Annotated in this window: 18 protein-coding genes; 8 read left to right on the forward strand and 10 right to left on the reverse strand. The window is 61.7% G+C overall.

The window, feature by feature from the left end:
* Nucleotides 1–177: 177 nt before the first annotated feature.
* The 4 genes from ABWU19_RS09015 to ABWU19_RS09030 form a co-directional block, all read right to left on the reverse strand.
* Entirely contained in the window at nucleotides 178–2445 is a 2268-nt protein-coding gene (locus tag ABWU19_RS09015; protein WP_435901375.1) for a diguanylate cyclase, read from the reverse strand.
* The gene (locus ABWU19_RS09020) at nucleotides 2442–4613 is read right to left on the reverse strand and encodes an EAL domain-containing protein (RefSeq protein ID WP_435901376.1); all 2172 of its coding nucleotides are present in this window, start codon (nucleotides 4611–4613) and stop codon (nucleotides 2442–2444) included. The genes ABWU19_RS09015 and ABWU19_RS09020 overlap by 4 nt, the downstream gene beginning before the upstream one ends.
* Before the next feature lie 120 nt (nucleotides 4614–4733).
* Nucleotides 4734–5369, reverse strand: a complete 636-nt coding sequence (locus ABWU19_RS09025) for a helix-turn-helix transcriptional regulator (RefSeq protein ID WP_435901377.1) — start codon at nucleotides 5367–5369, stop codon at nucleotides 4734–4736.
* Nucleotides 5370–5376: 7 nt separating this feature from the next.
* Nucleotides 5377–6426, reverse strand: a complete 1050-nt coding sequence (locus ABWU19_RS09030; protein WP_435901378.1) for an Mrp/NBP35 family ATP-binding protein — start codon at nucleotides 6424–6426, stop codon at nucleotides 5377–5379.
* A 169-nt stretch (nucleotides 6427–6595) separates the two neighbouring features.
* On the opposite strand from ABWU19_RS09030, the gene ABWU19_RS09035 reads away from it, so the two are divergent.
* The 4 genes from ABWU19_RS09035 to ABWU19_RS09050 all read left to right on the forward strand — a co-directional run bounded on the left by ABWU19_RS09035 (nucleotide 6596) and on the right by ABWU19_RS09050 (nucleotide 11382).
* Entirely contained in the window at nucleotides 6596–7273 is a 678-nt protein-coding gene (locus ABWU19_RS09035) for a GGDEF domain-containing protein (RefSeq protein WP_435901379.1), read from the forward strand.
* Between the two features lie 16 nt (nucleotides 7274–7289).
* A complete protein-coding gene (locus ABWU19_RS09040) occupies nucleotides 7290–7424 on the forward strand; it encodes a hypothetical protein (RefSeq protein ID WP_435901380.1) in 135 nt (44 codons plus the stop codon).
* Between the two features lie 522 nt (nucleotides 7425–7946).
* Nucleotides 7947–8789, forward strand: a complete 843-nt coding sequence (locus ABWU19_RS09045; RefSeq protein WP_435901381.1) for a hypothetical protein — start codon at nucleotides 7947–7949, stop codon at nucleotides 8787–8789.
* Entirely contained in the window at nucleotides 8776–11382 is a 2607-nt protein-coding gene (locus tag ABWU19_RS09050; RefSeq protein ID WP_435901382.1) for a valine--tRNA ligase, read from the forward strand. The genes ABWU19_RS09045 and ABWU19_RS09050 overlap by 14 nt, the downstream gene beginning before the upstream one ends.
* Before the next feature lie 20 nt (nucleotides 11383–11402).
* Here ABWU19_RS09050 and ABWU19_RS09055 read toward each other — a convergent pair whose 3' ends face one another.
* On the reverse strand, nucleotides 11403–11996 hold the full coding sequence (locus ABWU19_RS09055) for a Maf family protein (RefSeq protein WP_435901383.1): 594 nt from the start codon (nucleotides 11994–11996) through the stop codon (nucleotides 11403–11405).
* Nucleotides 11993–13123 (reverse strand): phospholipase D-like domain-containing protein, encoded by a 1131-nt coding sequence (locus tag ABWU19_RS09060; protein WP_435901384.1) that lies wholly within the window; start codon nucleotides 13121–13123, stop codon nucleotides 11993–11995. The genes ABWU19_RS09055 and ABWU19_RS09060 overlap by 4 nt, the downstream gene beginning before the upstream one ends.
* A gap of 208 nt (nucleotides 13124–13331) precedes the next feature.
* On the opposite strand from ABWU19_RS09060, the gene ABWU19_RS09065 reads away from it, so the two are divergent.
* From ABWU19_RS09065 to ABWU19_RS09075, 3 genes are all read left to right on the forward strand, one after another.
* Nucleotides 13332–13973, forward strand: coding sequence for a TetR/AcrR family transcriptional regulator (locus ABWU19_RS09065; RefSeq protein WP_435901385.1), 642 nt, complete (start codon nucleotides 13332–13334; stop codon nucleotides 13971–13973).
* 21 nt (nucleotides 13974–13994) lie between these two features.
* The gene (locus tag ABWU19_RS09070) at nucleotides 13995–14450 is read left to right on the forward strand and encodes a methylated-DNA--[protein]-cysteine S-methyltransferase (protein WP_435901386.1); all 456 of its coding nucleotides are present in this window, start codon (nucleotides 13995–13997) and stop codon (nucleotides 14448–14450) included.
* Nucleotides 14451–14547: 97 nt separating this feature from the next.
* Entirely contained in the window at nucleotides 14548–15267 is a 720-nt protein-coding gene (locus tag ABWU19_RS09075) for a hypothetical protein (RefSeq protein WP_435901387.1), read from the forward strand.
* Here ABWU19_RS09075 and ABWU19_RS09080 read toward each other — a convergent pair.
* Nucleotides 15264–17624, reverse strand: coding sequence for an aldehyde dehydrogenase family protein (locus ABWU19_RS09080; protein ID WP_435901388.1), 2361 nt, complete (start codon nucleotides 17622–17624; stop codon nucleotides 15264–15266). The two genes, ABWU19_RS09075 and ABWU19_RS09080, sit on opposite strands and share 4 nt — an antisense overlap.
* Nucleotides 17625–17717: 93 nt before the next feature.
* Nucleotides 17718–18701 (reverse strand): deoxyribose-phosphate aldolase, encoded by a 984-nt coding sequence (deoC, locus tag ABWU19_RS09085; RefSeq protein ID WP_435901389.1) that lies wholly within the window; start codon nucleotides 18699–18701, stop codon nucleotides 17718–17720.
* A 242-nt stretch (nucleotides 18702–18943) separates the two neighbouring features.
* Between deoC and ABWU19_RS09090 the strand changes: the two genes are divergently transcribed.
* Nucleotides 18944–19126 carry a hypothetical protein gene (locus tag ABWU19_RS09090; RefSeq protein ID WP_435901390.1) on the forward strand — a complete coding sequence of 61 codons (183 nt, stop codon included), beginning with the start codon at nucleotides 18944–18946 and terminating at the stop codon, nucleotides 19124–19126.
* 32 nt (nucleotides 19127–19158) lie between these two features.
* On the opposite strand, the gene ABWU19_RS09095 is transcribed toward ABWU19_RS09090, so the two are convergent.
* Together ABWU19_RS09095 and yqeK are read right to left on the reverse strand one after the other, a co-directional pair.
* Nucleotides 19159–20415, reverse strand: coding sequence for an LCP family protein (locus ABWU19_RS09095; protein WP_435901391.1), 1257 nt, complete (start codon nucleotides 20413–20415; stop codon nucleotides 19159–19161).
* Nucleotides 20416–20490: 75 nt separating this feature from the next.
* Nucleotides 20491–21057 carry a bis(5'-nucleosyl)-tetraphosphatase (symmetrical) YqeK gene (yqeK, locus tag ABWU19_RS09100; RefSeq protein WP_435901392.1) on the reverse strand — a complete coding sequence of 189 codons (567 nt, stop codon included), beginning with the start codon at nucleotides 21055–21057 and terminating at the stop codon, nucleotides 20491–20493.
* Nucleotides 21058–21136 lie beyond the last annotated feature (79 nt).

Below are 21136 nucleotides of genomic sequence, written 5' to 3' on the forward strand. Positions count from 1 at the left end.
GGGGTGGCGGGGTTCGGGTGGATTCCTGAAGAATGACTATCTATCTAAGGTTGGTATAAGTTGCGCCAGGGCAGATTGGCAAAACCAGCGGGATGAGTCAATGCATACCTGGCGCAATTCCTAAAGCGAACTTTCGGTACGGCATCTTGCATTTCGCTTATGGAGACATTTAGTCGGTCAAGTTTTCAAGGAGACGCCCAAAGCCTTGGCCTCGTACATGCGGTTGTCGGCAGTAACCAGCAGCTTGTCCGGGGTGCTGCCATCCTCGGGATACGTTGCCAGCCCTATGCTTACGCCCAGGTGGTGCTGGCCAAAGTTTATTGACTCGATGATCTGGGCATAGCGCAAGGTAACTGCCACGGCCTCGTCTTTGTTGGTATGAGGAAAGATGGCGGCAAACTCATCGCCACCCCAGCGGAAAAGGTGGTCTCCCGAGCGGCGCTCTTTTTCCAGCAGCTGGGCTACCCTGCTGAGCGCCTGGTCTCCGGTGGCGTGGCCCAGGCTGTCGTTTACAGCCTTGAATCCCTTCAGGTCCATTACCGCCAGGGAAAGCGGATAGCCATACCGAACGGCCCGCTCGAGCTCCTCAGAGAGCACCTTGTCGAAGGCCCGGCGGTTGGGCAGCCCGGTCAGGGAGTCGGTAAGGGCGGCCTCCTCCAGCAGGCGATGGATTCTGATATCGTGCAGCAGGGTGGCCAGTGGAGCAGCGAAAAATTGGGCTGCGTGCAGGCTATCCTCGCCAAATGCTTGGGGGTCGTGCAGGTTGTCCAGGTTGAGGTAGGCCAGCACCTCGCCCCGGTAGGCGATGGGCAAGCAAAGGTTGGCCTTAATCTCGCGCACCCTGCCGGCAGCATCCATGATTTCGGGCGGTGCGGTCTGATGGCTAATCTTGTAGATCGTGGTCTCTTCTGCGCTCAAGATACGGGGTTCTCCCTGGCGGGAACGCTCTTCTCCCAGGCCATACCAATCGAGCATATCCGCTGGGCTGCTGGGTGCGGCCTGTAAACCCACAAGGTCGTACCCCACGGCGGCCTTGTACCGGTACTTGCCATCCTCGAGTATCAGGAGGCTTCCCGCTTCGCTACCGGGCACCTGTTCGATGGCCTCCACCAGCACCATATGGTAAAGATTCTGCGAGGGCTCCTCCAGCAGTTCTTGCATCAGGCGGTTTAACCCTTCGTGGTGGAGCTTTTCTATCAGGCGCTCAAACCCGATACCCAGGGTGCGGCAAAAGAGCAGCAGCAGCTCCTTTTCTGATCTTCTCCAGGTTCTTTCCTGGGGTGTGCCTACCACCAGCACAAAGCGGCCCCTCTTGCTGCCGGCGGTGGGGATGGGGTGGGCTACAAAGGTTTGCCAGCCCAGGGCCTGCAGGGGGTGTACAGCGTGCGGCTCTTCCGCATAGTGCTGAGTAAAGTAGGGTTTTCCTGAGGCATAAACCTCCCAGGCCAGGCCATACCCATAAGGCAGCCCGTTTCGCAAAACTTCCAGCAGGCCTGGCTCACTTACCCCCTGGAAGGCCAGGGCCCGCATATGGGCGCCTCGAGCCTCCCAAACCACCCCGGCCTCGAGGGATAGCCCATGCAGAAGGAGTAAAAGTGCCAGCTCGGCGGCTTCCTCCAGCGAATGCACCTTTTGCATTTGTATGGAAAAGTCGGAAAGCAGGCGGCGGATCTCGAGGTCGGCCAGCCGGTCTAGTTGTAGGCTGACCGTTTCGGCAAAGCGAATCAGCCCGTTCACTTCTTCAGGCCAAAAGGGCCGGCCTCTTTCCAGGTTGAGCACTGCGACTATCTCCCCCCGTTCAAATAGGGGAAGGGCTAGCTCGGCCACACTGGTAAGGCCAGGTGTTGCGATAAAACTCGAGTCTTTTCGCACATCGGGCACGTGCTGGGGCTTGCCCTCACGAAACGCCCTGCCCACCACACCCTGGGCTGAAATTTTTTGTAGGCCAATATCGGGGACGCAGGCGAGAAGACGGAAGCTGCGCTTCTGGGGTAGCCATACGCTCACGTGGCCGCCTGAGCCAAAGCTGACCAGACGCTCTGGGAGGCTTTCCAACAAGGCCTGCCGGTTGTCGAGCTTGGGAAAAACCTCTAAGGTCTCTGCAATTAGCTGGTGGCTACGGGCCAGCGCTTTGGCGTGGCGGTGGGCCATGCGAAGGCTGCCCCCAATGCTGCTGGCAAGAACCGCAGACAGCCCCAGCAGCACTCCGTCCAACGCCTGAACCCCCACCCATCGGGCCAGCAGCAAGGCCGAGATCCCAGCGGCCAAAAAACCCCAGCCCATGCCATAGATGCTGGCGGTGGTGGCTGTAAAAACCATCAGAAAGGGCAGTTTGTACGTGTGATGGGACTCGAGGGAATCCGGCAACAACACAAACACCAACGCACAGAGCACCACTGCAGCATAGAGCATGCTAACGGCCGAGCGGCTAAAAGCACGGTTCATGGGCCTCCTTGCTGTAAGGCCTGCAGTTGCGCGTCGGACTCAATTGCAGCGGGTCTTCCGAGCAGGTAGCCCTGACCCAGCGAAAACCCCTCGGCTAATAGGAACTGAAGCTGGGCCTCGCTCTCGATGCCCTCCACGATTACCTTAAGCCCCAGGCCGCTTCCCAGGGCCTGTACTGCCCGCAACAGGCGGGCCTCAGAGGTTTGGGCGCAGGGGGCGGAACCCAGGTTTTTTATAAACCCCTGGCCCAGCTTGATGGCCGCCAGGGGTAGGGCGGTAATTTGCTCCAGGGAGGAAAACCCGGTGCCAAAATCGTCGAGGTGCAGGGGATGCCCCTGCAGGGCCAGTTGCCGCAGCACCGAAAGGCTGGTCTCGTCCAGGGCCACCTGTTCGGTCACCTCGAGGATCAGTGCTTGTGGGGCCAGGCCATGGCGCTGTAGATGCGCGCTCATCTGCTGGGGAAGGCAGGGCTCGAGCTGGCTTGCGGCCAGATTGAGGGCAATCGGTACCCCCCACTGGGCGGCGCAGGCCACGGCCTCTCCTATAATCCAGTCGCCCAGCTCCACCATCCAGCCTTCTTCTTCGATGATGGGCAAAAACTTGGCCGGAGAAATCATGCCTCGCTCGGGATGCTGCCAGCGCAGCAGGGCCTCGAGGTGCTGCAGTTGCCCGCTGGCAAGGGCCCGGATGGGCTGGAAGTGGAGGCAAAAGCCCAGGGGCGCCTCCCCAGACTTGAGGGGCCGCAGGGCCTGCCCCAGGGCCTGGTGGAGCCAGTCGTCCTCGAGCACGTTTTGCACCAGCGAGGACTCATAAAAGCGCACCTGACCAGGATGCTGGGCTTGCTTCATGGCTATTTCGGCGGCCTGGGGCAGCTCGAGCGTGGCGATACCAGGCTGGGCGAAAGCCACCCCCACCCGCGGGTTAAAGGCGAGCTGATGCCAGCGCGGGGCCAGTTTGCTGTTTACGCTTTGGTATAGTCTAAAGAACACAGCCTGAATGCCCGATGGGCTGTCTACCCCTTCCAGAAGCAACCAAAAGGTGTCCTTTTCGTAGGCCAGATGGTCGGTTGGGCGCAGCTCGGCCAGTATCGCATTGGCTACGGCTTGCGCCGCTGCCGCCCAGACCTCCTCGCCTTCCAGCCGCCGGGTTCGCTCGAGCGAGCGGCAGTGCAGGGCCACTAAGGCCCGGGGGGCTAGCAACCGCTTAGATAGCGTTTCCATAAGGCTTTGCAGATTGGTCAGCCCGGTTTGGGGGTCATGGTAGCGGCTAAAGTGAACCTCGCTGCGCAGCTCGCTTCCGTAAAGCAGCCAGGCCACATGGTGGGCCAGCCCCTCCAGGTGGCGCAGGTCAACCTCGTCGAAGGCATCGGGGCGGTCGAAGTGGTCGAGGTACAGGTAGGCTCGAGCCGTGCCCTTTACCACCACCGGGGTTGCCAGCATGGCCTGGATGGCCCTGGCATGCCCTGGCCCCTCCATAACGGCCCGCCGCTCGGGGTCGAGGCGGCTGTTGAAACGGGCGATATCGGCCTGGGTAAATACCTTGGCTTGAATATGCTGGCATAACGAGAGCGGTTCCTGGGGATGCAGATGAATCTTCTGCAGCGCTGCCAGATCGTAGCCGTAGGTAGCCACAAAGCGAAAATGGCCTTCTGGATGGAAGAGGGTTGCGCTGCCCGCCTGGGCTACCGGGGCCACCCTCAACGCGGCTTCCAGCGCCCGCTCTAAAACCTGCTCAGGCGACAGCACTTCCTTTAAACCCAAGGCCAGAAGCTCCAGCGAGGCCTCCTGGAAGCGGGCCTGGCGGTAGCTATCGCCAACCTCGTAGCCCATATACTGAATGCCCACAGGCTTGCCCTGTTCGTCTACCAGGGCCATAAACTCCCAGCGGCCAAGGTTCCAGGGTTTAGATGGCTTGCTGAACTCTATCCAATGGGTTTGACCGGGATGCTCGAGTGATTTTTTTATGGCACCCAGTACCGCTGGCCGGTCTTTGGGGGCCACGTGCTGCAAAGCACTTGTCCCTACAGGCAGGGTTTGCAGCCCCATGTATTCCAGGTAGGCCCGGTTTGCATAAACAAAGCGCCCCTCGAGGTCGGTACGCACCACCATAATCCCCCGGGATAAGTCCAGCGGGTCGGGGGTGGCAGGGCGGCGGTCTGGCTCAGCCATTAGCGGCCCCCCTTTCCCTGTAAAAAAGACACATAGCATCCCCTGCTATCAAAAGGATAGCAAAAGGGGATGCGTTAAGGTTGGTTATTTGAACCAAAGCGGCATTTAGCGGGAGTGATATCACCTGGTGTTTTGTTGGTCAGACGGGCTTTCGGCTTCGATGCGATAGCGGCAGCAGTCGCCTCCGGTAGAGATGCGCTTTTCGCGGGTTACGGGCACGCCCAGCAGTTTTTGGTACAGCTCGAGCTCGGTGTGACAAAACTCGCTGTGCTCGAGGGAAAGGGCCAGTTTGGGGCAGCGCCCCTGCTCCAGGTACCAGCGGCCATTTTCGTAGAAAAAACTGGCCTGATAGCCCTGTTCGGTAAGAAACTCGGCCAGGCGGTAAAGTTTTTGCTCCAGGCTCAAACCTTCTAAGTGCGGTGCGAGTTCCTCGAGCAGCTTGTTGTTGCGCCGGTTCAATACCTCCAGCACCAGCCCATCGCCAAAAAGCTCCTTGAGGTGGGTGAGCACATCGGCACACATGCGGGCGTAGGGGGCTTGCTCGTCTACCGCCTGGTAGACCTGCTTGGGACGGCCCCGCCCCTCGCTTTTTTCCAGCCGCGCCCGCACCAGCCCTTCACGCTCGAGGTCCTCTAAATGGCGGTGCACCGCAACCTTGGAGATGCCCAGCGACTCGGCCAGCGAGCCAACACAGCTCGACCTCGAGCGCAGGGTCTCCAGGATTCGCAGCTTGGTCTCACCCATTCCCAAGGCCATAACACCCCTAGGCCATCGGCAGCAGCATGTAAGACTGTACCGACAACTGACCTGCTAAATTGCGCGCAGCCTGACGGAAGGCCAAAGCTTCTGGGGAATCGGGGGCCCCAATCACCACCGGCACGCCGCTGTCGCCCCCCTCGCGTACCGAGAGCGCAATAGGGATTTCACCCAGGAAAGCGGTTTTGTATTGCTCGGCCATTTTGCGACCCCCGCCCTGCCCGAAGATGTAGGTTTTTTGTCCGTTTTGCTCAAAAAACGACATGTTCTCGATTACGCCCAGGATATTGACCTGTACCCGCTTGAACATGTCCAGGGCCCGTTCTGCGTCGATGCGTGCTACGTCCTGTGGTGTGGTTACAATGACGCCCCCCGAAAGCTGGGTGAGCTGCGATAGCGAAAGCTGCACATCACCCGTGCCAGGAGGCAAATCCACGATGAGATAATCGAGCTCGCCCCAGGCCACCTCCTGCAAAAATTGCTTGATGGTGCCGTGCAAAATGGGGCCGCGCCAGACCATAGCCTGGCCCGGCGGGACGATGTTGGCAATGCTGATGAGCTTGATGCCATAGCGCTCGAGGGGAACCATGCGCTTTTGCTCGTCTACGCGCAACTTCTCACCCTGGGTGCCAAACATCTGGGCCTGGCTGGGGCCGTAGATGTCGGCGTCCAGCAAACCCACACGGGCGCCTTCCTGGGCCAGCGCGATGGCCAGGTTGGCAGCAACCGTGCTTTTGCCCACGCCCCCCTTGCCCGAGCCGACCGCCACAATGTGCTTGATGCCTGGCAGAGGCAGATTTTGCGGCCCGCGTACCTGGGCGCCAAAATGCACTTCAACCTCGCTCGCACCAATCTTGCCAAGGGCCGCGCGCACGTCCCCCGCGATTTTGTCCTTTAGGGGGCAGGCGGGTGTGGTGAGATTGATTTTGACCGCAGCCTTGCTGCCTTCTACGACAATTTGCTCGACCATTCCCAGCGACACCAGGTCTTTGTGTAGCTCAGGGTCGTTGACGGTTTTTAGGGCTTCCAGTACCAGGGCTTCGCTGAGTGTACTCATCTCGTATTCAGATTATGCCTGGAAAAGCTCTGATGAACGGGGCTGGCGTCACATTACAGGCGACCAAAAACACAATTTTGTCAATCCAACCAATGGTTGATACGCAGAAACACGTGATGGTCATATCGCACAAACGATAGCCACCCACCCCCATATAATCCGCTGCAAGATGAGCACGGAAAAGCTGCGTGATGAAGATATCAAACTGCTGCAAATGCTCGAGCAGATGCGTAATCAGATTGCACAATCCAGCAGCAGCCTCGATTCGCTAAAGGATATTCTGGAGTCGGTAGAGCGCTTAGTAAAAGAACGCAACCATAGCATGATCAATGCCCGTAGCCCCCTGCTGGAAGGCTTTGGGATCGAAACGGATGACCAGTTGACCGGTCTGCCGGGCAAAGCGGCCTTTGAAAAGGCGCTCGAGCGGGTTTTTGCCAGCGGCGAAGTTTTTACGGTGGTCAGCTTTGACCTGGACGGCTTCAAGGAAATCAACGAGCGCTTTGGATACCCCACCGGCGACGAGGTTCTGCGTCGCATTGGACAGCTGGCGCGCAAGGCCCTGCGGGCCTCGGACCTGGCCGGAAGGCTTGGTGGTGAAGAGTTTGCCCTGATTCTGCGCGGCATCACCGGTGACCGGGCCTTTGGGGTGTGCGAGCGGCTGCGTATGGCGGTGCAGAAATACCCCTGGCACCAGCTCCACCCCGAACTTAAGGTAACCATCAGCCTGGGCTTTGCCAGCCGCGATGACGAAGCCACCGCTCAGGCTGTGCTGGCCCGCGCCGACCGCTTTCAGGCTGAGGCCAAAAGCTCAGGCCGCAATCAAACCTTCCCCGGAATGTATTACTAAAAAGGAGCGGTGCCCCATGGCCAGCCGCAACCCCAAAAGCATTTTTGGCCGCAGTGCAGCCGACAAGGCTTCTGTGCGCTACACCATAGCGGTATTCTCGGCAGTTTTCTTCTTGGGCTGGCTCATTCTGGAGTTAACCCTGGCCTTTTAGGGATGCGCTTGCCTTGCTGGCGAATCCCCTTGCCCGCAGTTCAGCACGCCATTACTGGCCTTTGGAGGCCGATCCAAAGGCCCCTGGGGTTGCTGTATAATGCCATTTGGCGTAGACCGGGAAGAGTAGGTTTGCTGCGCCCACAGAAAGGGTGCCCCGCAGGCTGAGAGGGCATCTGGGAACTGCACAAACCGAACGTCGCCCGCGAGCCAGCAGGAAGAAACTCCTACGGGAGCGTAGAGCCTGCCGGGGGTGCCCGATACAGCACGCTTGAGTGCCTGAAGCGCCTGGAATCGGTGCTTCAGGAAGCGCGGTGGTACCGCGGGGAAGGTCCTCGTCCGTGCAGCCAAGTCTGCAGGGGCGTTTTGTTTTATTGGGGGAGAGGATGCGGGAGCAAAAAGCAGTTTTCTACATCGACCGCTGCGGTGCGTGCTGTGCCGGCGGGGTTGGGGCAGCAGCCCCGCATCTCCCCGGCTACGTGGACACCGGGTTGTTCTACCCTGCTTGCATCCAGGAGGAGCTATGAACAGTATCCCTAAAGAATGGCAGCTCGAGCCCCACTACGAGCCCACCCTGCTGTGGCTGAGTCGGGAGCCCCGACCCACTAGGTTGCTGGGGGAGGAAATTCCAGCCGTGGAATCCAAGGAGTATCCCGGCTGGTACTTCTTGCAGCGGGGCGACACCATGCGGATTGTGGATAGCCTCGAGGAAGCGCTTGGCGAGTTGAAGTCCCGCCTCAAGCACTGGAAGATGGAAGATTTCTTGGGCCGAGGTGTACCCATACAGGTCAGCGGCAAGGCACGCAAGCGGATGGTCGTCGAGTTGCTCAACGCGCCCATTGCCACCCCTCCGCCCGACCACGACCCCGACCGGGACGAGCCGCTGCCGCCCCTGCTGGAGTGCAAATGGGAGCTGGGCGAGTACATGCTGGTGGCGCTCATCGAATACACCCCCTTCCGTCCGGAGTTCAGCACCCGCTTCGGCCAGCCCAACAACCCCGTCCGCAGCCTGGTAGGTCAGGTTTGTACCCTCAGCGCGATCGACCTGGACGACCTCGAGGAGGACGATGACGACCTGGACGATCTGGACGATCTGGACAATCTGGACGAAGGCGACTATGAGCTCCTCGACTTAGAAGTGGATCAAGACGACCTCAACCAAGACGACGAAGATGATGAAGACGGATGGAAGGAAATAGCGGTAGGTGCAGTGAGCCTCGAGGGCAACCGCCTGACCGTGGGCTTCTGGAGCCACACCTTTGACGAAAACACCAAGGTGGTTGGGGTGGCTTACGAGGAAGCCAGCTTCCAGGACGAAAAACGAAGATACCACCTGTCACCCAGGAGCAATCATGACCGAACCTAAGGAACTACCCAAAACCTACGACCCCCGGATGGTGGAGCCCCGCTGGGCCGAGGAATGGGCCCAGCACCCCCTGCGCCCCGAACTCAATGCCCACAAGGGCAAAGGCCCTTTTACCATTGTGATCCCACCCCCCAACGTGACCGGCAACCTGCACCTGGGGCACGCGCTGGACAACACCATCATCGACACCATCATCCGCTTCAAACGCATGCAGGGCTACGAGGCGTTGTACCTACCCGGCACCGACCACGCCGGCATCACCACCCAGGTGCTGGTGGAGAAAGAGCTGGCCCAGGAGGGGCTATCCCGCCACGACCTGGGGCGCGAGAAATTTTTAGAGCGGGTCTGGGCCTTTAAGGAGAAAAACGGGGGGGCCATTCTTTACCAGCTCCGGCGCATCGGGGCTTCCTGCGACTGGAGCCGCGAACGCTTCACCATGGATGAGGGGCTCTCCCGTGCGGTGCGGCGGAGCTTTGTGGAGTACTACCACCAGGGCCTGGCCTACCGGGGCCAGCGCATTGTGAACTGGGACCCGGTGGCCCAGACTGTGGTGAGCGACCTCGAGGTGAGCGTCGAACCCACCCCCGGCAAGCTCTACACCCTGGCCTACCCCCTCGAGGGCGGCGGCGAGGTCCAGATCGCCACGGTGCGCCCCGAGACCATCTTCGCCGATGTGGCTATTGCGGTGAACCCCGCCGACGAGCGCTACCGCCACCTGGTGGGCCAGAAAGCCCGCATCCCCCTCACCGAGCGCTACATTCCCATCATTGCCGATGAGGCGGTGTTGATGGACTTTGGCAGCGGGGCTTTGAAGATTACCCCGGCCCACGACCCCACCGACTTCGAGATTGGCAGCCGACACAACCTGGAGATGCCCAGCGTAATTGACCTGAAGGGCTGTTTGAGTGGTGAGCGGGTGCCGGAGGCTTTTAGGGGCCTCGAGCGCTTCGAAGCCCGCCAGCGGGTGGTGCAGGCCCTGGAAGAAGCCGGTCATCTGCGGGAAGTGCGCGACTACACCATCGCCCTGGGCTACTCCGAGCGCACCAAAGCCCCGGTGGAGCCGCTCTTGCTCGAGCAGTGGTTCGTGCGCATGAAGCCGGTAGCCGAGAAGGTGCTAGAGGGCCTGGACAGAGGCGAGATGCGCTTTGTGCCCGAGCGCTGGGAAAAGGTGAACCGCGACTGGCTGGAAAACATCAAGGACTGGGCCATTGCCCGGCAGCTCTGGTGGGGCCACCAGATTCCGGCCTGGTACGACGAAGAGGGCAACGTCTACGTGCCCGACCGGGAAAACCCCGACCTCGACTGCGACCAGGACCCCCGCTACGCCCACCTCAAGCTGCGGCGCGATGAGGACGTGTTCGATACCTGGTTCTCCTCGGCCCTTTGGCCTTTTTCCACCCTGGGCTGGCCCGACCCCACCGGCGACCTGCAGAAGTTCTACCCCACCGATGTGCTGGTCACGGGCTACGACATCATCTTTTTCTGGGTGGCCCGCATGCAGATGTCGGGCTACCAGTTCACCGGCCAGGCCCCCTTCCACACCATCGTGCTGCACGGGCTGTACCTGGATGCCAAGGGTCAAAAGATGTCCAAGAGCAAGGGCAACGGCATTGACCCCCTGGATCTCGTCGACAAGTATGGGGCCGATGCCTGCCGCTTCGCCTGGGACTACCTGGCCACCGGCGGGCAGGACATCCGCCACGACGAGCGGCGCTACGAGCAGGGGCGCAACTTTGCCAACAAGCTCTACAACGCCGCGCGGTTTGTCCTGATGAACAAGCAAGGCGCTCCGTCCGGCGCCCAGGCAACCCCCACCCTGGCCGACCGCTGGATGACCTCCCGCCTCAACCGGGGCATCGCCGAGATTACCGAGGCCTACCAGGCTTTCGACCTGGGCCGCGCCGCCCGGCTGGTCTACGACCTGGTCTGGAGCGAGTTCTGCGACTGGTACCTGGAGGCCGCCAAGCCCGCCCTGCGGGAGGGGAACCGGGCCACCCAGGCCACCCTCGAGGCCAGCCTGGCTACCCTCTTGAAGCTGCTGCACCCTATCATGCCCTTCATCACCTCGGAGCTGTTCGAGGCCCTGACCGGCGACACTACCCAGTTGGCTTTGCAAGACTGGCCCACCCCCGGTGCGCGCGACCTCGAGGCCGAGAAAGCCTTCGAGGCCCTGCAACAAACCATTGCCGCCACCCGCAACCTGCGGGCCGAGCTGGGCATCGCGCCCCAGCAGGAGATTACCGTGCACCTGGACGGGCCGGGGGCCGAGTTGGTGATGGAAAACCTGTCTTTGTTCCGCTTTTTGAGCAGAGCGCAGCCTGCGCTGGGGGTGCCCGAAAAGGCCATCGCTCAGGTGACCACCAGCACCACCGTGTACCTCAAGCCCGAAGGCGATCTGTCCAGCTTCCTGGAGCGGCAGCGCAAGCGGCTGCTCGAGCTGGAAAAGCAGGTTGAGCAGGGGCAGAAGAAGCTGGCTAACCCTGGTTTTGTGGAGCGGGCCGACCCTGCCGTGGTGCAGGCCGAGCGGGAGCGGCTGGCCGAGAACCAGGCCCAGCTCGAGCGCATCCGCGAAACCCTGGCCCGGCTGGGGTAGGCCAGCCAGGGCCGAGCGGCTTAGCGCAATTCGTCGGGCTGGAATCCGAAATAGCCCAGTTCGTACAAACGCTGCCAGACCCGGCTCACAGGCAGGCCCATCACGGTGTAGAAGTCGCCCTCAATGCGCTCCAGCAACACCATGCCCAGCCCCTGTGCGCCGTATCCTCCGGCCTTGTCCAGCCCTTCGCCGCTCTGGGCATACCACTCGAGCTCCCACGCCCGCAAAGGGCGAAACGTAACCTGGGCCGGGGCCACCTCACGGTGCAAAAAGCCATCCGGTTTCAGGATGGCAAAGCCCGTGTAGACCGTATGGGTACGACCCGAAAGGCGCTTTAAGAAGACCTTGTTTTCCTGCATGTCTTTCGGTTTGCCCAGGGTCTCGCCTTCCAGCGCAACCACGGTATCGGCAGCCAGCACCCAAAGCCCCGGCTGCCAGATGACCCTGGCTTTTTGCGCGGCCAGTTCCTGGGCCATTTGGGCGGGCTCGAGGTGCTTTAGGGCTTCTTCGTCGATGTTGGCAGGGCGCGCTTCAAAAGGCAGTGCTAACCGCTTTAAAAGCTCGGCCCGGCGTGGGCTTTGCGAAGCCAAAATCAAGGTGGGAAGGTTTTTCATAGGCGGGTTCCGGCACGCCAGATGGCCTCTACCTCACGCTGGTAGCGCTGGGCCAGGGTGCTGTCGCGTAAGATCAGCAGGTTTTCATTGTTGCGGCCAAAGCCCGAATTGGTGAAATTGTAACTGCCGGTAACCACCCATTCCCCGTCCACCACCATTACCTTGTGGTGCATGGTGTAGGGGTTGCCGTCTTTGCGTACGTCTATCCCGGCCTGCTTTAAGGTTTCGTCCTGAGAATTGGCCAGGTTGCGCGCATCAATCACCACCCGCACCCGAACCCCACGCTGGTGGGCTTTGACCAGCGCCTCGGTGATGCGGGTATCGGTCAGGACATAAGCAGCTACCCAGATTTCCCGGCTGGCCCGCTGCAGCACCTCGAGGATGGCGCTGCGGGCTTTGCGGCCACCGGCGGGGCTGAAGTAGACCGTGCCCAGGGTGTTGCCTATCTGGAAGCGCTCAGAGCGGCCCAGGCCGCTTTCCTGACCGGCAAAAAGGGCTTCGAACTCGGCCCGGTACACCTGCACCAGCCCCTCCACAGGAAGCCACAGGCTGTTTTCGTTGTTGCGCTCAAAGGCATTCCAGGTCAGGTTGGTGCTGCCAGTCCAGACCCCCAGGTTGTCTATGAGCACAAACTTGTGGTGCATCAGGGCGTTGGCGCGGCTGTCATAGCAGACCTGCACCCGCTTTAAGGTTTCGCAGCGGGCTGGGTTGTTGCTGCGCACGCCCAGGCTTTCGCGGGTCTCGCGGCGGTAGTCGCTGTCGTTGAGCATCCGCACCTGCACCCCGCGGGCCGCCGCCTGCAGGAGGGCCTGGCCAATTTCGCGGTCCTCGAGCTCGAGCGCGGCCACCTCGACCCGGTTTTGTGCGGCGCTGATGAGGCGAATCAGACGGTCCTTGGCCCCACGACCTTGCTGGGGGGCCAAGTACAGCTCGAGGCCCCCGCTGGACTTGTATACCTGAGGAATAGGGCGCAGGTAGGCATCCCAGAGCAGATAACCCACCACGCCCAGAAAAAGCAGGAATAGCCAAAGCCGGTCGCCACCAGAACGGCCTCGGCGGCGGCTTGTGCTGGAGCGGAACAAGCCCCACACGACCCAGAGCAGATTTTGCTTCGTACCACGGCGCATAGCAGATGTCTACTGTACAACGCTGGACAGCTTTTGTTCGTTTGCCGTTGAGGCCAGGGGCGTTTGGGGGTACTGGCAGTGCGTCCTCAGCTCGAAATGGGCAGTTATTTGAAACCGCTCTACCGGGGTCTACCGTATGCTTTGGAAAGAGATATTTCCGACCAGGTGCCGACTAGCACATTTTATTGGACTTGGGTACAATCTCATCATGCCCACGCTTCGGGAAAGGCAAAAGCAGCGCCGTCGAGACCGCATTTTCCGCACCGCCATCAACCTGTTCCGTGAAAAGGGTTTTCACCAGACCACTGCCACCGATATTGCCAAGGCTTCGCACGTTTCGAGGGGAACTTTCTTCAACTACTACGCCTACAAAGAGGCTGTGCTGCTCGATTTTGGGGCGCAACTGCTGGGCGAGCTACGTGAACAGGCCCTGGCGGAATTGGCTCAAGGCGAGCCGCCGCTTCAGGTCTTGCGCCGCCTGTGGAACCGCTTGGCTGCGCTGAGCGAGCGCGAGCGGGTCTTGCTATCGCCCCTGGCCTACGAGCTTTTGAACCCAGACCCCCAGCGGGCCAAAGCAGCTTTCGAGGCCCTGCCCCTAGGCGACCTGATAGCCGACATCCTACGTCCACTAAAAGCACAGAGCCAGCTACGGCAAGACATGTCGCTCGAGCGCATCTCCCGTTCGATTGCCGATGTGTACCTGCTCTCGGCGTTGCGCTGGGCGGCCTATACCCCAGGGCGACAGCTCTCAGACGAGATGGCCAAGTTCCTCGACCTGATGTTGGAAGGCGCCCTCGCCAGGCAAACCAGCAAATCCGAAAAGGTTGTGCGAACCGCACAAAAATCATAACCTGGGTTTGTCTTTGCTGTTATGTACAGCCTGCTGATTCCCACCCCCATTGGCCCCTTATACGCCAGGGCCAGCACCCGGGCCTTGCAGTCGCTGGAGCTGCTGGTGCTGGGCGAGGGTCTGCCAGAGCGCCCCAGCCCCTTGCTGCACGACCTGGCCCGGCGGGTACAGGCTTATTTTTCCGGCAGCGGCGAGACTTTTTTGCAGGTACCCCTGGATTATGGGGGCCTCGAGCCAAGGCGGGCAGCCCTGTATGAAGAGGTTCGGCGTATTCCAGTGGGCCAGACCCGCAGCTATGCCCAGCTGGGGCGCTTGTGTGGTCTTTCCCCCCGGGCGGTAGGGGCGGGTATGCGGGCCTGTCCGTTCTTCCTGGTGGTTCCGGCCCAGCGGGTCATCCATGCCGATGGTCGCCTGGGTGGGTTTGCCGGGCTCGAGGGTGTTAAGGAGTGGTTGCTGCGTTTTGAGGGGGCTACCTGAATGGGGGCACTTTGTTGACCGGTGGGGTTTACCGGCAAGGCTTGCGCCGACTTTTACCTACGCTTGATGAAGCCAGTTTTTCTGGGTGAACTGCGCCATGAACTGGAAGTTGCGAGGTAGGTTGTTGCGTTTGTTTTTTACCCAACAGGATTGGATTCTTGCGGTCGGGCGGGCCAAGCGCAGCATGCCCGAGTTCGCCGCCCGCCTCAAGGCAGCCGAGAAAGAGGCTGTAGCCGCAGGCGTGCCCCTGCCGTTTGTTTTTCATGCGGCCCTGCGTAGATACCCACAGCCCCAGCCTGCCCTGGTGCGGGGCTACCTGTCGGCTGTAGAGGCCTCCAATAGGCTGCTCTGGGAGGCGATTCAAACAGGCTGGCCGGGCAGGCGGGCGGTTGGGGCAGCGGGGGCTTTTGCGGCTGCCGTACTGCTGGCCCACGCCGACGACGACCCCCTTCTGCGCCAGGCGGCACTAAGGCCAATGCGGGTGGCCGTAGAAAAGCGGGAGGCCGACCCCCGGGCCTACGCCCACATTGTGGATCGGGTGCGGGCTTTCGAGGGCAGGCCCACCCTTTTTGCCACCTTTGGCCTGGGTGGTCTGGGGGAGTGGCCCTCGGAGGCCCTCGAGGTGGTGGCGCTGCAACGCGAACTGCTGGGCCTGCCGAGCCTCGAGGCCGACCTGCAGCGCTTTGCCAAAGGGGCCCGCCCCGGCCCCTTTTTGGCCCCCTACACCCAGTGGGACTGGTTCAAGCTGGCCTTTTTGATGGGCACCGCCCGCCTGACCCTGGGGCCTCAGCTGCAGCGCTACGACCCTATGCTTTAAGCGCCGTAAGGAACCCAGATGTTTTTGACCTGGGTGGCCTGGCGCAGGATCTCCTCGGTGTCGGGCAGCGGGCCGCTGGAGGGCAGGGTCCAGGTGCGCTTCATATTGCCAGCGCTGGCCTTTTCCACCAGGGCCCACCCGGCCTGTGGGCCAGCGTACCAGACGGCGTCCACGTCGTCGTGCTCGGCCAGGGTACGGGCCAATTCGTCGCGCTCGCCGGTGACGATGTTGAAGGTTCCGGCAGGGACGTCGGAGGTCTCCAGCACCTGATAAAAATCGGTAGCGCTCAAGGGGGCCAGCGGCGAAGGCACCACCACCAGGGTGTTGCCCATGGCCAGGGCGCTTCCAGCCAGGCGGGCCAGCGCCAGCAGGGGCTGGTCGTCGGGGCAGAGAATACCCATTACCCCAATCGGTTCCGGGATGGCCAGGGTGACGTTGCGGAGCGGGGTGGGGTGCACCAGGCCCTCGTATTTGTCGGCCCAGGCCGCGGCGGTGAACAGGGCCTCGAGGGCCGCTTCGACCTCGGCCCCTCCATCCTGCCCGGTTTGCTCGCTGAGGCGGCGGGCAAACTCCTCGGCCCGCTCGGAAAGGTTTTCGGCCAGGAAGTAAAGGATTTGGGCCTTGCTGTGTGCAGCGGTTTTGCGCCAGCCCTCCTGGGCTGAGCGGGCTGCTTCCACGGCGTTGCGGATGTCCTTGCGGTTGCCCAGCCCCACCTCGCCAACCAGGCGCCCATCCGGGGCGTACACAGCCTTGCTGTAGCCGCTATCGGGGCGAACCTGCTTACCCCCGATGAAGAGTTTGGCGGTGCGGTCAATGGGGGGGAGGGACTCAGCGCTGGCCCTGGCTGTGAGGCCCCTGGCACGGGGCTTTTGCCCCTGGGCGGTATTATGCACCTCGATTTTCTTGACGTACTCCCACAGCCCCTCTTTGCCCCCCTCGCGCCCAAAGCCCGACTCGCGGTAGCCGCCAAAGCCGCTGGCCGCATCGAAGAGGTTGGTGCTGTTGATCCAGACGGTGCCCGCTTTAATCTGGGTGGCAACGTCGAGGGCCAGGTTGATATCCTCGCTCCAGATGGAGGCGGCCAGGCCGTAACGGGTGTTGTTGGCCAGCCGGACGGCCTCCTCGGGGGTGCGGAAGGTCAGGGCGGCCAGCACCGGCCCAAATATCTCTTCCTGGGCGATGGTCGAGGCGGGGGCCACCTCCGTAAAGAGGGTGGGGGGGTAGAAGCAGCCCTCGGTGGGGACGGCCCAGCTTGGCTGCCAGAGTTTTGCCCCTTCCTCTACGCCTTTTTGTACCAGCTGCTGGATTTTTTGTAGCTGCACGGGCGCGATGATGGCCCCGATGTCCACCGCCTTGTCCAGCGGATCACCTACCCGCAGTTTTTCCATGCGGGCGCGAAGTTTGGCGTACATTTTTTCGGCGATGCCCTCCTGCACCAAGAGCCTCGAGCCCGCACAGCAGACCTGCCCCTGGTTGAACCAGATGGCATCCACCACACCCTCTACGGCGCTGTCGAGGTCGGCATCCTCGAACACCACAAAAGGCGACTTGCCCCCCAGCTCGAGCGAGAGCTTTTTGCCGCTTCCGGCGGTGGCCTTGCGGATGATTCGCCCCACCTCGGTGGAGCCGGTAAAGGCAATTTTGTCCACACCGGGGTGCTCCACCAGGGCTGCACCGGTTTTGCCGTCGCCGGTAATGATGTTGACCACGCCCGGCGGCAGGCCGATGTTCTGACAGATTTCCGCAAACAGCAGTGCGGTCAGGGGGGTAAACTCGGCGGGCTTGAGCACCACCGTGTTGCCCATGGCCAGCGCGGGGGCTACCTTCCAGGCCAGCATCAGCAGGGGAAAGTTCCAGGGGATAATCTGCCCCACCACGCCCAATGGCGCATAGCCCGGTAGCTCGCTTTCCATGAGCTGGGCCCAGCCGGCGTGGTAGTAGAAGTGGCGGGCTACCAGGGGAATGTCGATATCGCGGGTCTCGCGGATGGGCTTGCCATTGTCCAGGGTTTCCAGCACGGCAAACAGGCGGGCGTGCTTCTGAATCTGGCGGGCCATGGCATACAGGTAGCGGGCCCGCACATGGCCCTTGGTCTGGCTCCAGCCTGCAAAGGCTTTGCGGGCCGCCTTGACGGCCTCGTCCACGTCGGCGGCGCTGGCCTGGGCCACTTCGGCCAGCTTCTGGGCGTTGGCCGGGTTGATGGTGGTGAACCATTCCTTGCTGGCGGGGTTGCGCCACTTGCCTGCAACGAAGAGCTGAAACCTGCCCTTATGGGCTTTTAGCCAGTCCAGTGCGGGTTTAGCAGCCTCGGGGGCAGGGCCGTAGGGGAGGGTTTCCATAATCTCTGTGAGGGTCATTGGGGGCTCCTGGGGGCAAGGTGATTTTTATCCAACTGCGCTTGAATGTTGAGCGCTGTTTTTGCCAAGCGCAGGAAGACGATGGGCTTTTTTCTAGCCCAGCGGTTGGTACTGCATCGAGGCATAGCGCCCGTAAGCGAAGTGCTCGAGCTGCCGTTCGATGTCGTTCAGAAGGGCGCTGGCCCCAATCCGGAAGAGGTGGGGCTGCATCCATTCGTGGCCGAGTTCTTCTTTCATCAGGATGAGCCAGTCCAGGGCCTGCTTGGCGGTGCGGATGCCCCCGGCGGGCTTAAAGCCTACTTTGTAGCCGGTCTGCTGGTAGAAAGCCCGGATGGCCCGAACCATCACCAGGCTGTTTTGCAGGGTGGCATTAACGGCTTCTTTGCCGGTGGAGGTTTTGATGAAATCGGAGCCAGCCTGCATGCAGACCATGCTGGCCTTGTAGACATTTTTTAAGGTGCCCAGCTCGCCCACTGCCAGGATGCTTTTCATGTGGGCCGGGCCGCAGGCCTCGCGGAAGTCGCGCACCTCCTGGTAGAGGGCCTTCCAGTTGCCGCTCAGGACATGGCGGCGCGAGATGACGATGTCTATTTCGCTGGCCCCAGCCGCTACCGAGGCCTCAATTTCTTGCAGCTTGAGGCGGTGCGGATTGAGGCCCGCCGGGAACCCCGTTGAAACCGCAGCCACCGGGATACCGGAGCCCTCGAGGGCAGCTACCGCAGTGGGCACCATTTCGTGATAAACGCAGACTGCGCCAGTGGTAAGCCGCAGGTGGGGTATACCCAGGTCTTGCAGGAGCTCTGGGCGCACCGGCTGGCGGGCTTTGGCGCACAGGCGCCGCACCGTGCCGGGGGTGTCGTCGCCCGCGAGGGTGGTGAGGTCTATGGTTTTGATGGCGTGAAGAAGCCAGGCCGCCTGCCACTCCTTCTTGACGGTACGGCGGGTGGGCAGGGTGGCGGCCCGACGCTCAACGGCGCTCTTGTTGACCAGAGCGCCCTCGAGCACACCGGGATCGAAGGGGGTGCCGGGGTTGCGTTCCGGCAGTGGATGGGCTTGAGGAATGGTTGCGGTTGCCATAAGTGGGCCTCGTAAGGCTCGAGTACAGCCGATTATAGCCTAGCACCAGCCAGCCTGTGGGGTTCGGAGGTAACGCCCGTGAAGAGTGCGATAAGCTGGTGCTGAAAACCAGCAAGGGTGGTTGCCTGGTGGCTACGGCTCGAGCTGTAACAGTCGCGCTGGGACATTCGGTCCACCCCAACCTGCCATGCTGGTGCTGGGTACAACAGTTTGGGTGCGATCAAAGCTGTGGGAGGTGAAGCATGGAAACCCTGGAAGCTGCACAATGTCCGGTTTGTGACGAGCTGGTCGAGGTGCCCAACCCCTGGGTGGGCCTCGAGGTGGAATGTCCCGAATGCGGCGAGGTGTTGCGGGTGGTCGAGGTACATCCGCTCAAGTTTTACTACGCCTTCGACCCCGACGACGAGCCCCTGCCCGACGAGTAGCAGCTGCGGGAGGCCACGCAAGGGATGTTTGCTCAGGCGGGCCCCAGCACAATAATCACGTCGTAACCCCTGGGCTCGAGGCGAATGCGGGTTTGCAGAGGCAGGTGGAGTAAATCGGCGTAATCTTTGGCCAGCAAGAATGCCGGGGACTCACGCCCTACCACCGAAACCCCACTGCGCACCAGAACCATGCTCGAGCCCCCTACCCCCCCCACCTGTACTTCGGGCGGGGGAATGCCCATTTCTATAAAGCCCTGCCGGTAACGCTCACCCAGCCCAGTACCGCTCTGGTCGAGCAAAAGGCTTTTGAGACCCAGGGCCTCGGCCTGCACCAGCCGGGCCATCACCTCGGCATCGGTGGCGTGGCCCAGGAGCCCGGCGGTAAAGGAAGGCATGGCGGCCTGGTCGAGGATCAGGTAGTTGCCCTCTTCCAGGGTGGGCAGGGTAGCGCTCCTCAGGCTCAGGCTGCGCAGGCTGGGCAGCAGGCGCAGGGCTTCGCTGGCGGGAAGGCTGGTCTCGAGGGAGTCCCACATTGCACTGGCAACCCCTGGCAGGCGCGGCCAGTAGCGGGGGCTTTGAGCCTTGCGGAGGGCCAGCCCCATCACCTCCTTAATGCGATCCAGCCGGCCCAGATCGGAGCCTTCCCAGCGGCGAAAGCGCATGTACTTAACAGCATCTTTGCCGTCGAGGTGCACGGGCCCTGCCGGAAAATCTATGTACAGCCCGGCTGCCCGGTCGGTGTACTTCATGGGATAGGGCAGCACCACATCCACCCCGTCCACCGCATTCACCAGCTTCATCACGGCTTCAAAAGTTAGAATCAGGTAATGCTGCACCGGTACACCCAGCAGGTCTTCTACTGCCAGGCGCAGGGCATCGGCCCCACCCCCCCGCTCGTAGAGGGTGTTAATCTTGCCCTCGAAGGAGCCTGCTGGTGTTTCGCCTTTGTAGCGCAAATCGCGGGGAATGGCCACCACGGTGGCCTCCGAGCCGCGTAAGCGCATATAAAAGATGGTGTCGGTGCGGAGCCCCGGCCCGCAGGGGGTATGGTAGCCGCAGTACTCGGTGTCGCGGGCCGCAACCACCAGGCTGAGTTCTGCAGGGGAGCCGCCCCCCTGATATTCGCCCAAAAGCCCAGCCCGCACCTCCTGAATTGCTGGCCCATAGGCCAGGGCCCCGGCCAGGGCCAACAGGGCCAGCCCTAGAAAAATTAGTGAAATGCGCGGCCCAGCCCGGTGGTAAGCCAGCGACCCTGACCTGCTGCGGTGGGGTCTGTGCGGTTGCGCCATGACCACTAGATTACAAAATTGAACGGCCTATGGCCTTCCCGGCTGGGCAATACAGCAGGCCAAAGGCATTTTGGACTATGGCTCATCTGTCTTTGGCCGCAGCGCCTGATAGGCGGCCCAGGTGCGTGGGTGGGGCTCGATGCCCTTTTTCTGCAGATACCGGACTTTGCAGATGACGGCCTTCTGGTAGGCCTCCTCGAGCTGCCCCGCCAGCGCCATCTCGCGAATCTCGTGATTAACCTCACGGCCCGGTTCGGAGACATCGGCGATGTAGAGCGCCATGCCGATTTTATGTTCGGGACCAACCCCGTAGACGTGGCCCTCGATGGCCTCGAGCACTTCTTCATCCTCGATGCCCCATTCCTGGGCCAGCCGCCGGCCCGCCCGCCCATGCAGGGCCAGGGGGTTTTGACGCTCGATATCGTTTTCGGGTGGGGCAAGCTGCTGCAGGCGTTCGGCGCTGAGGTCGCGCGCCGCGTCGTGCAGGATTGCAGCCAGATAGGCTTTCTCCTGGTCAAGCCCGTTGGCTGTGGCAATCTGGGCGGCCAACTCGGCTACCCGCAGAATATGTTCGTAGCGCTCAGGTTTGACCAGCTGGCGCACCTTTTCAGCGTAATCAACGACAGAGCCTGTGCTTATCAATTTAAGCCTCCGCCGAGGGCGGGAGCAGGTTCGGAAACTCCTGCCCATCCGCAAAAGAGAGCCTACCACATTTTTGGAA

The sequence above is a fragment of the Meiothermus cerbereus genome (assembly GCF_051297115.1).
In the GTDB taxonomy this organism is placed as follows: domain Bacteria; phylum Deinococcota; class Deinococci; order Deinococcales; family Thermaceae; genus Meiothermus; species Meiothermus cerbereus_A.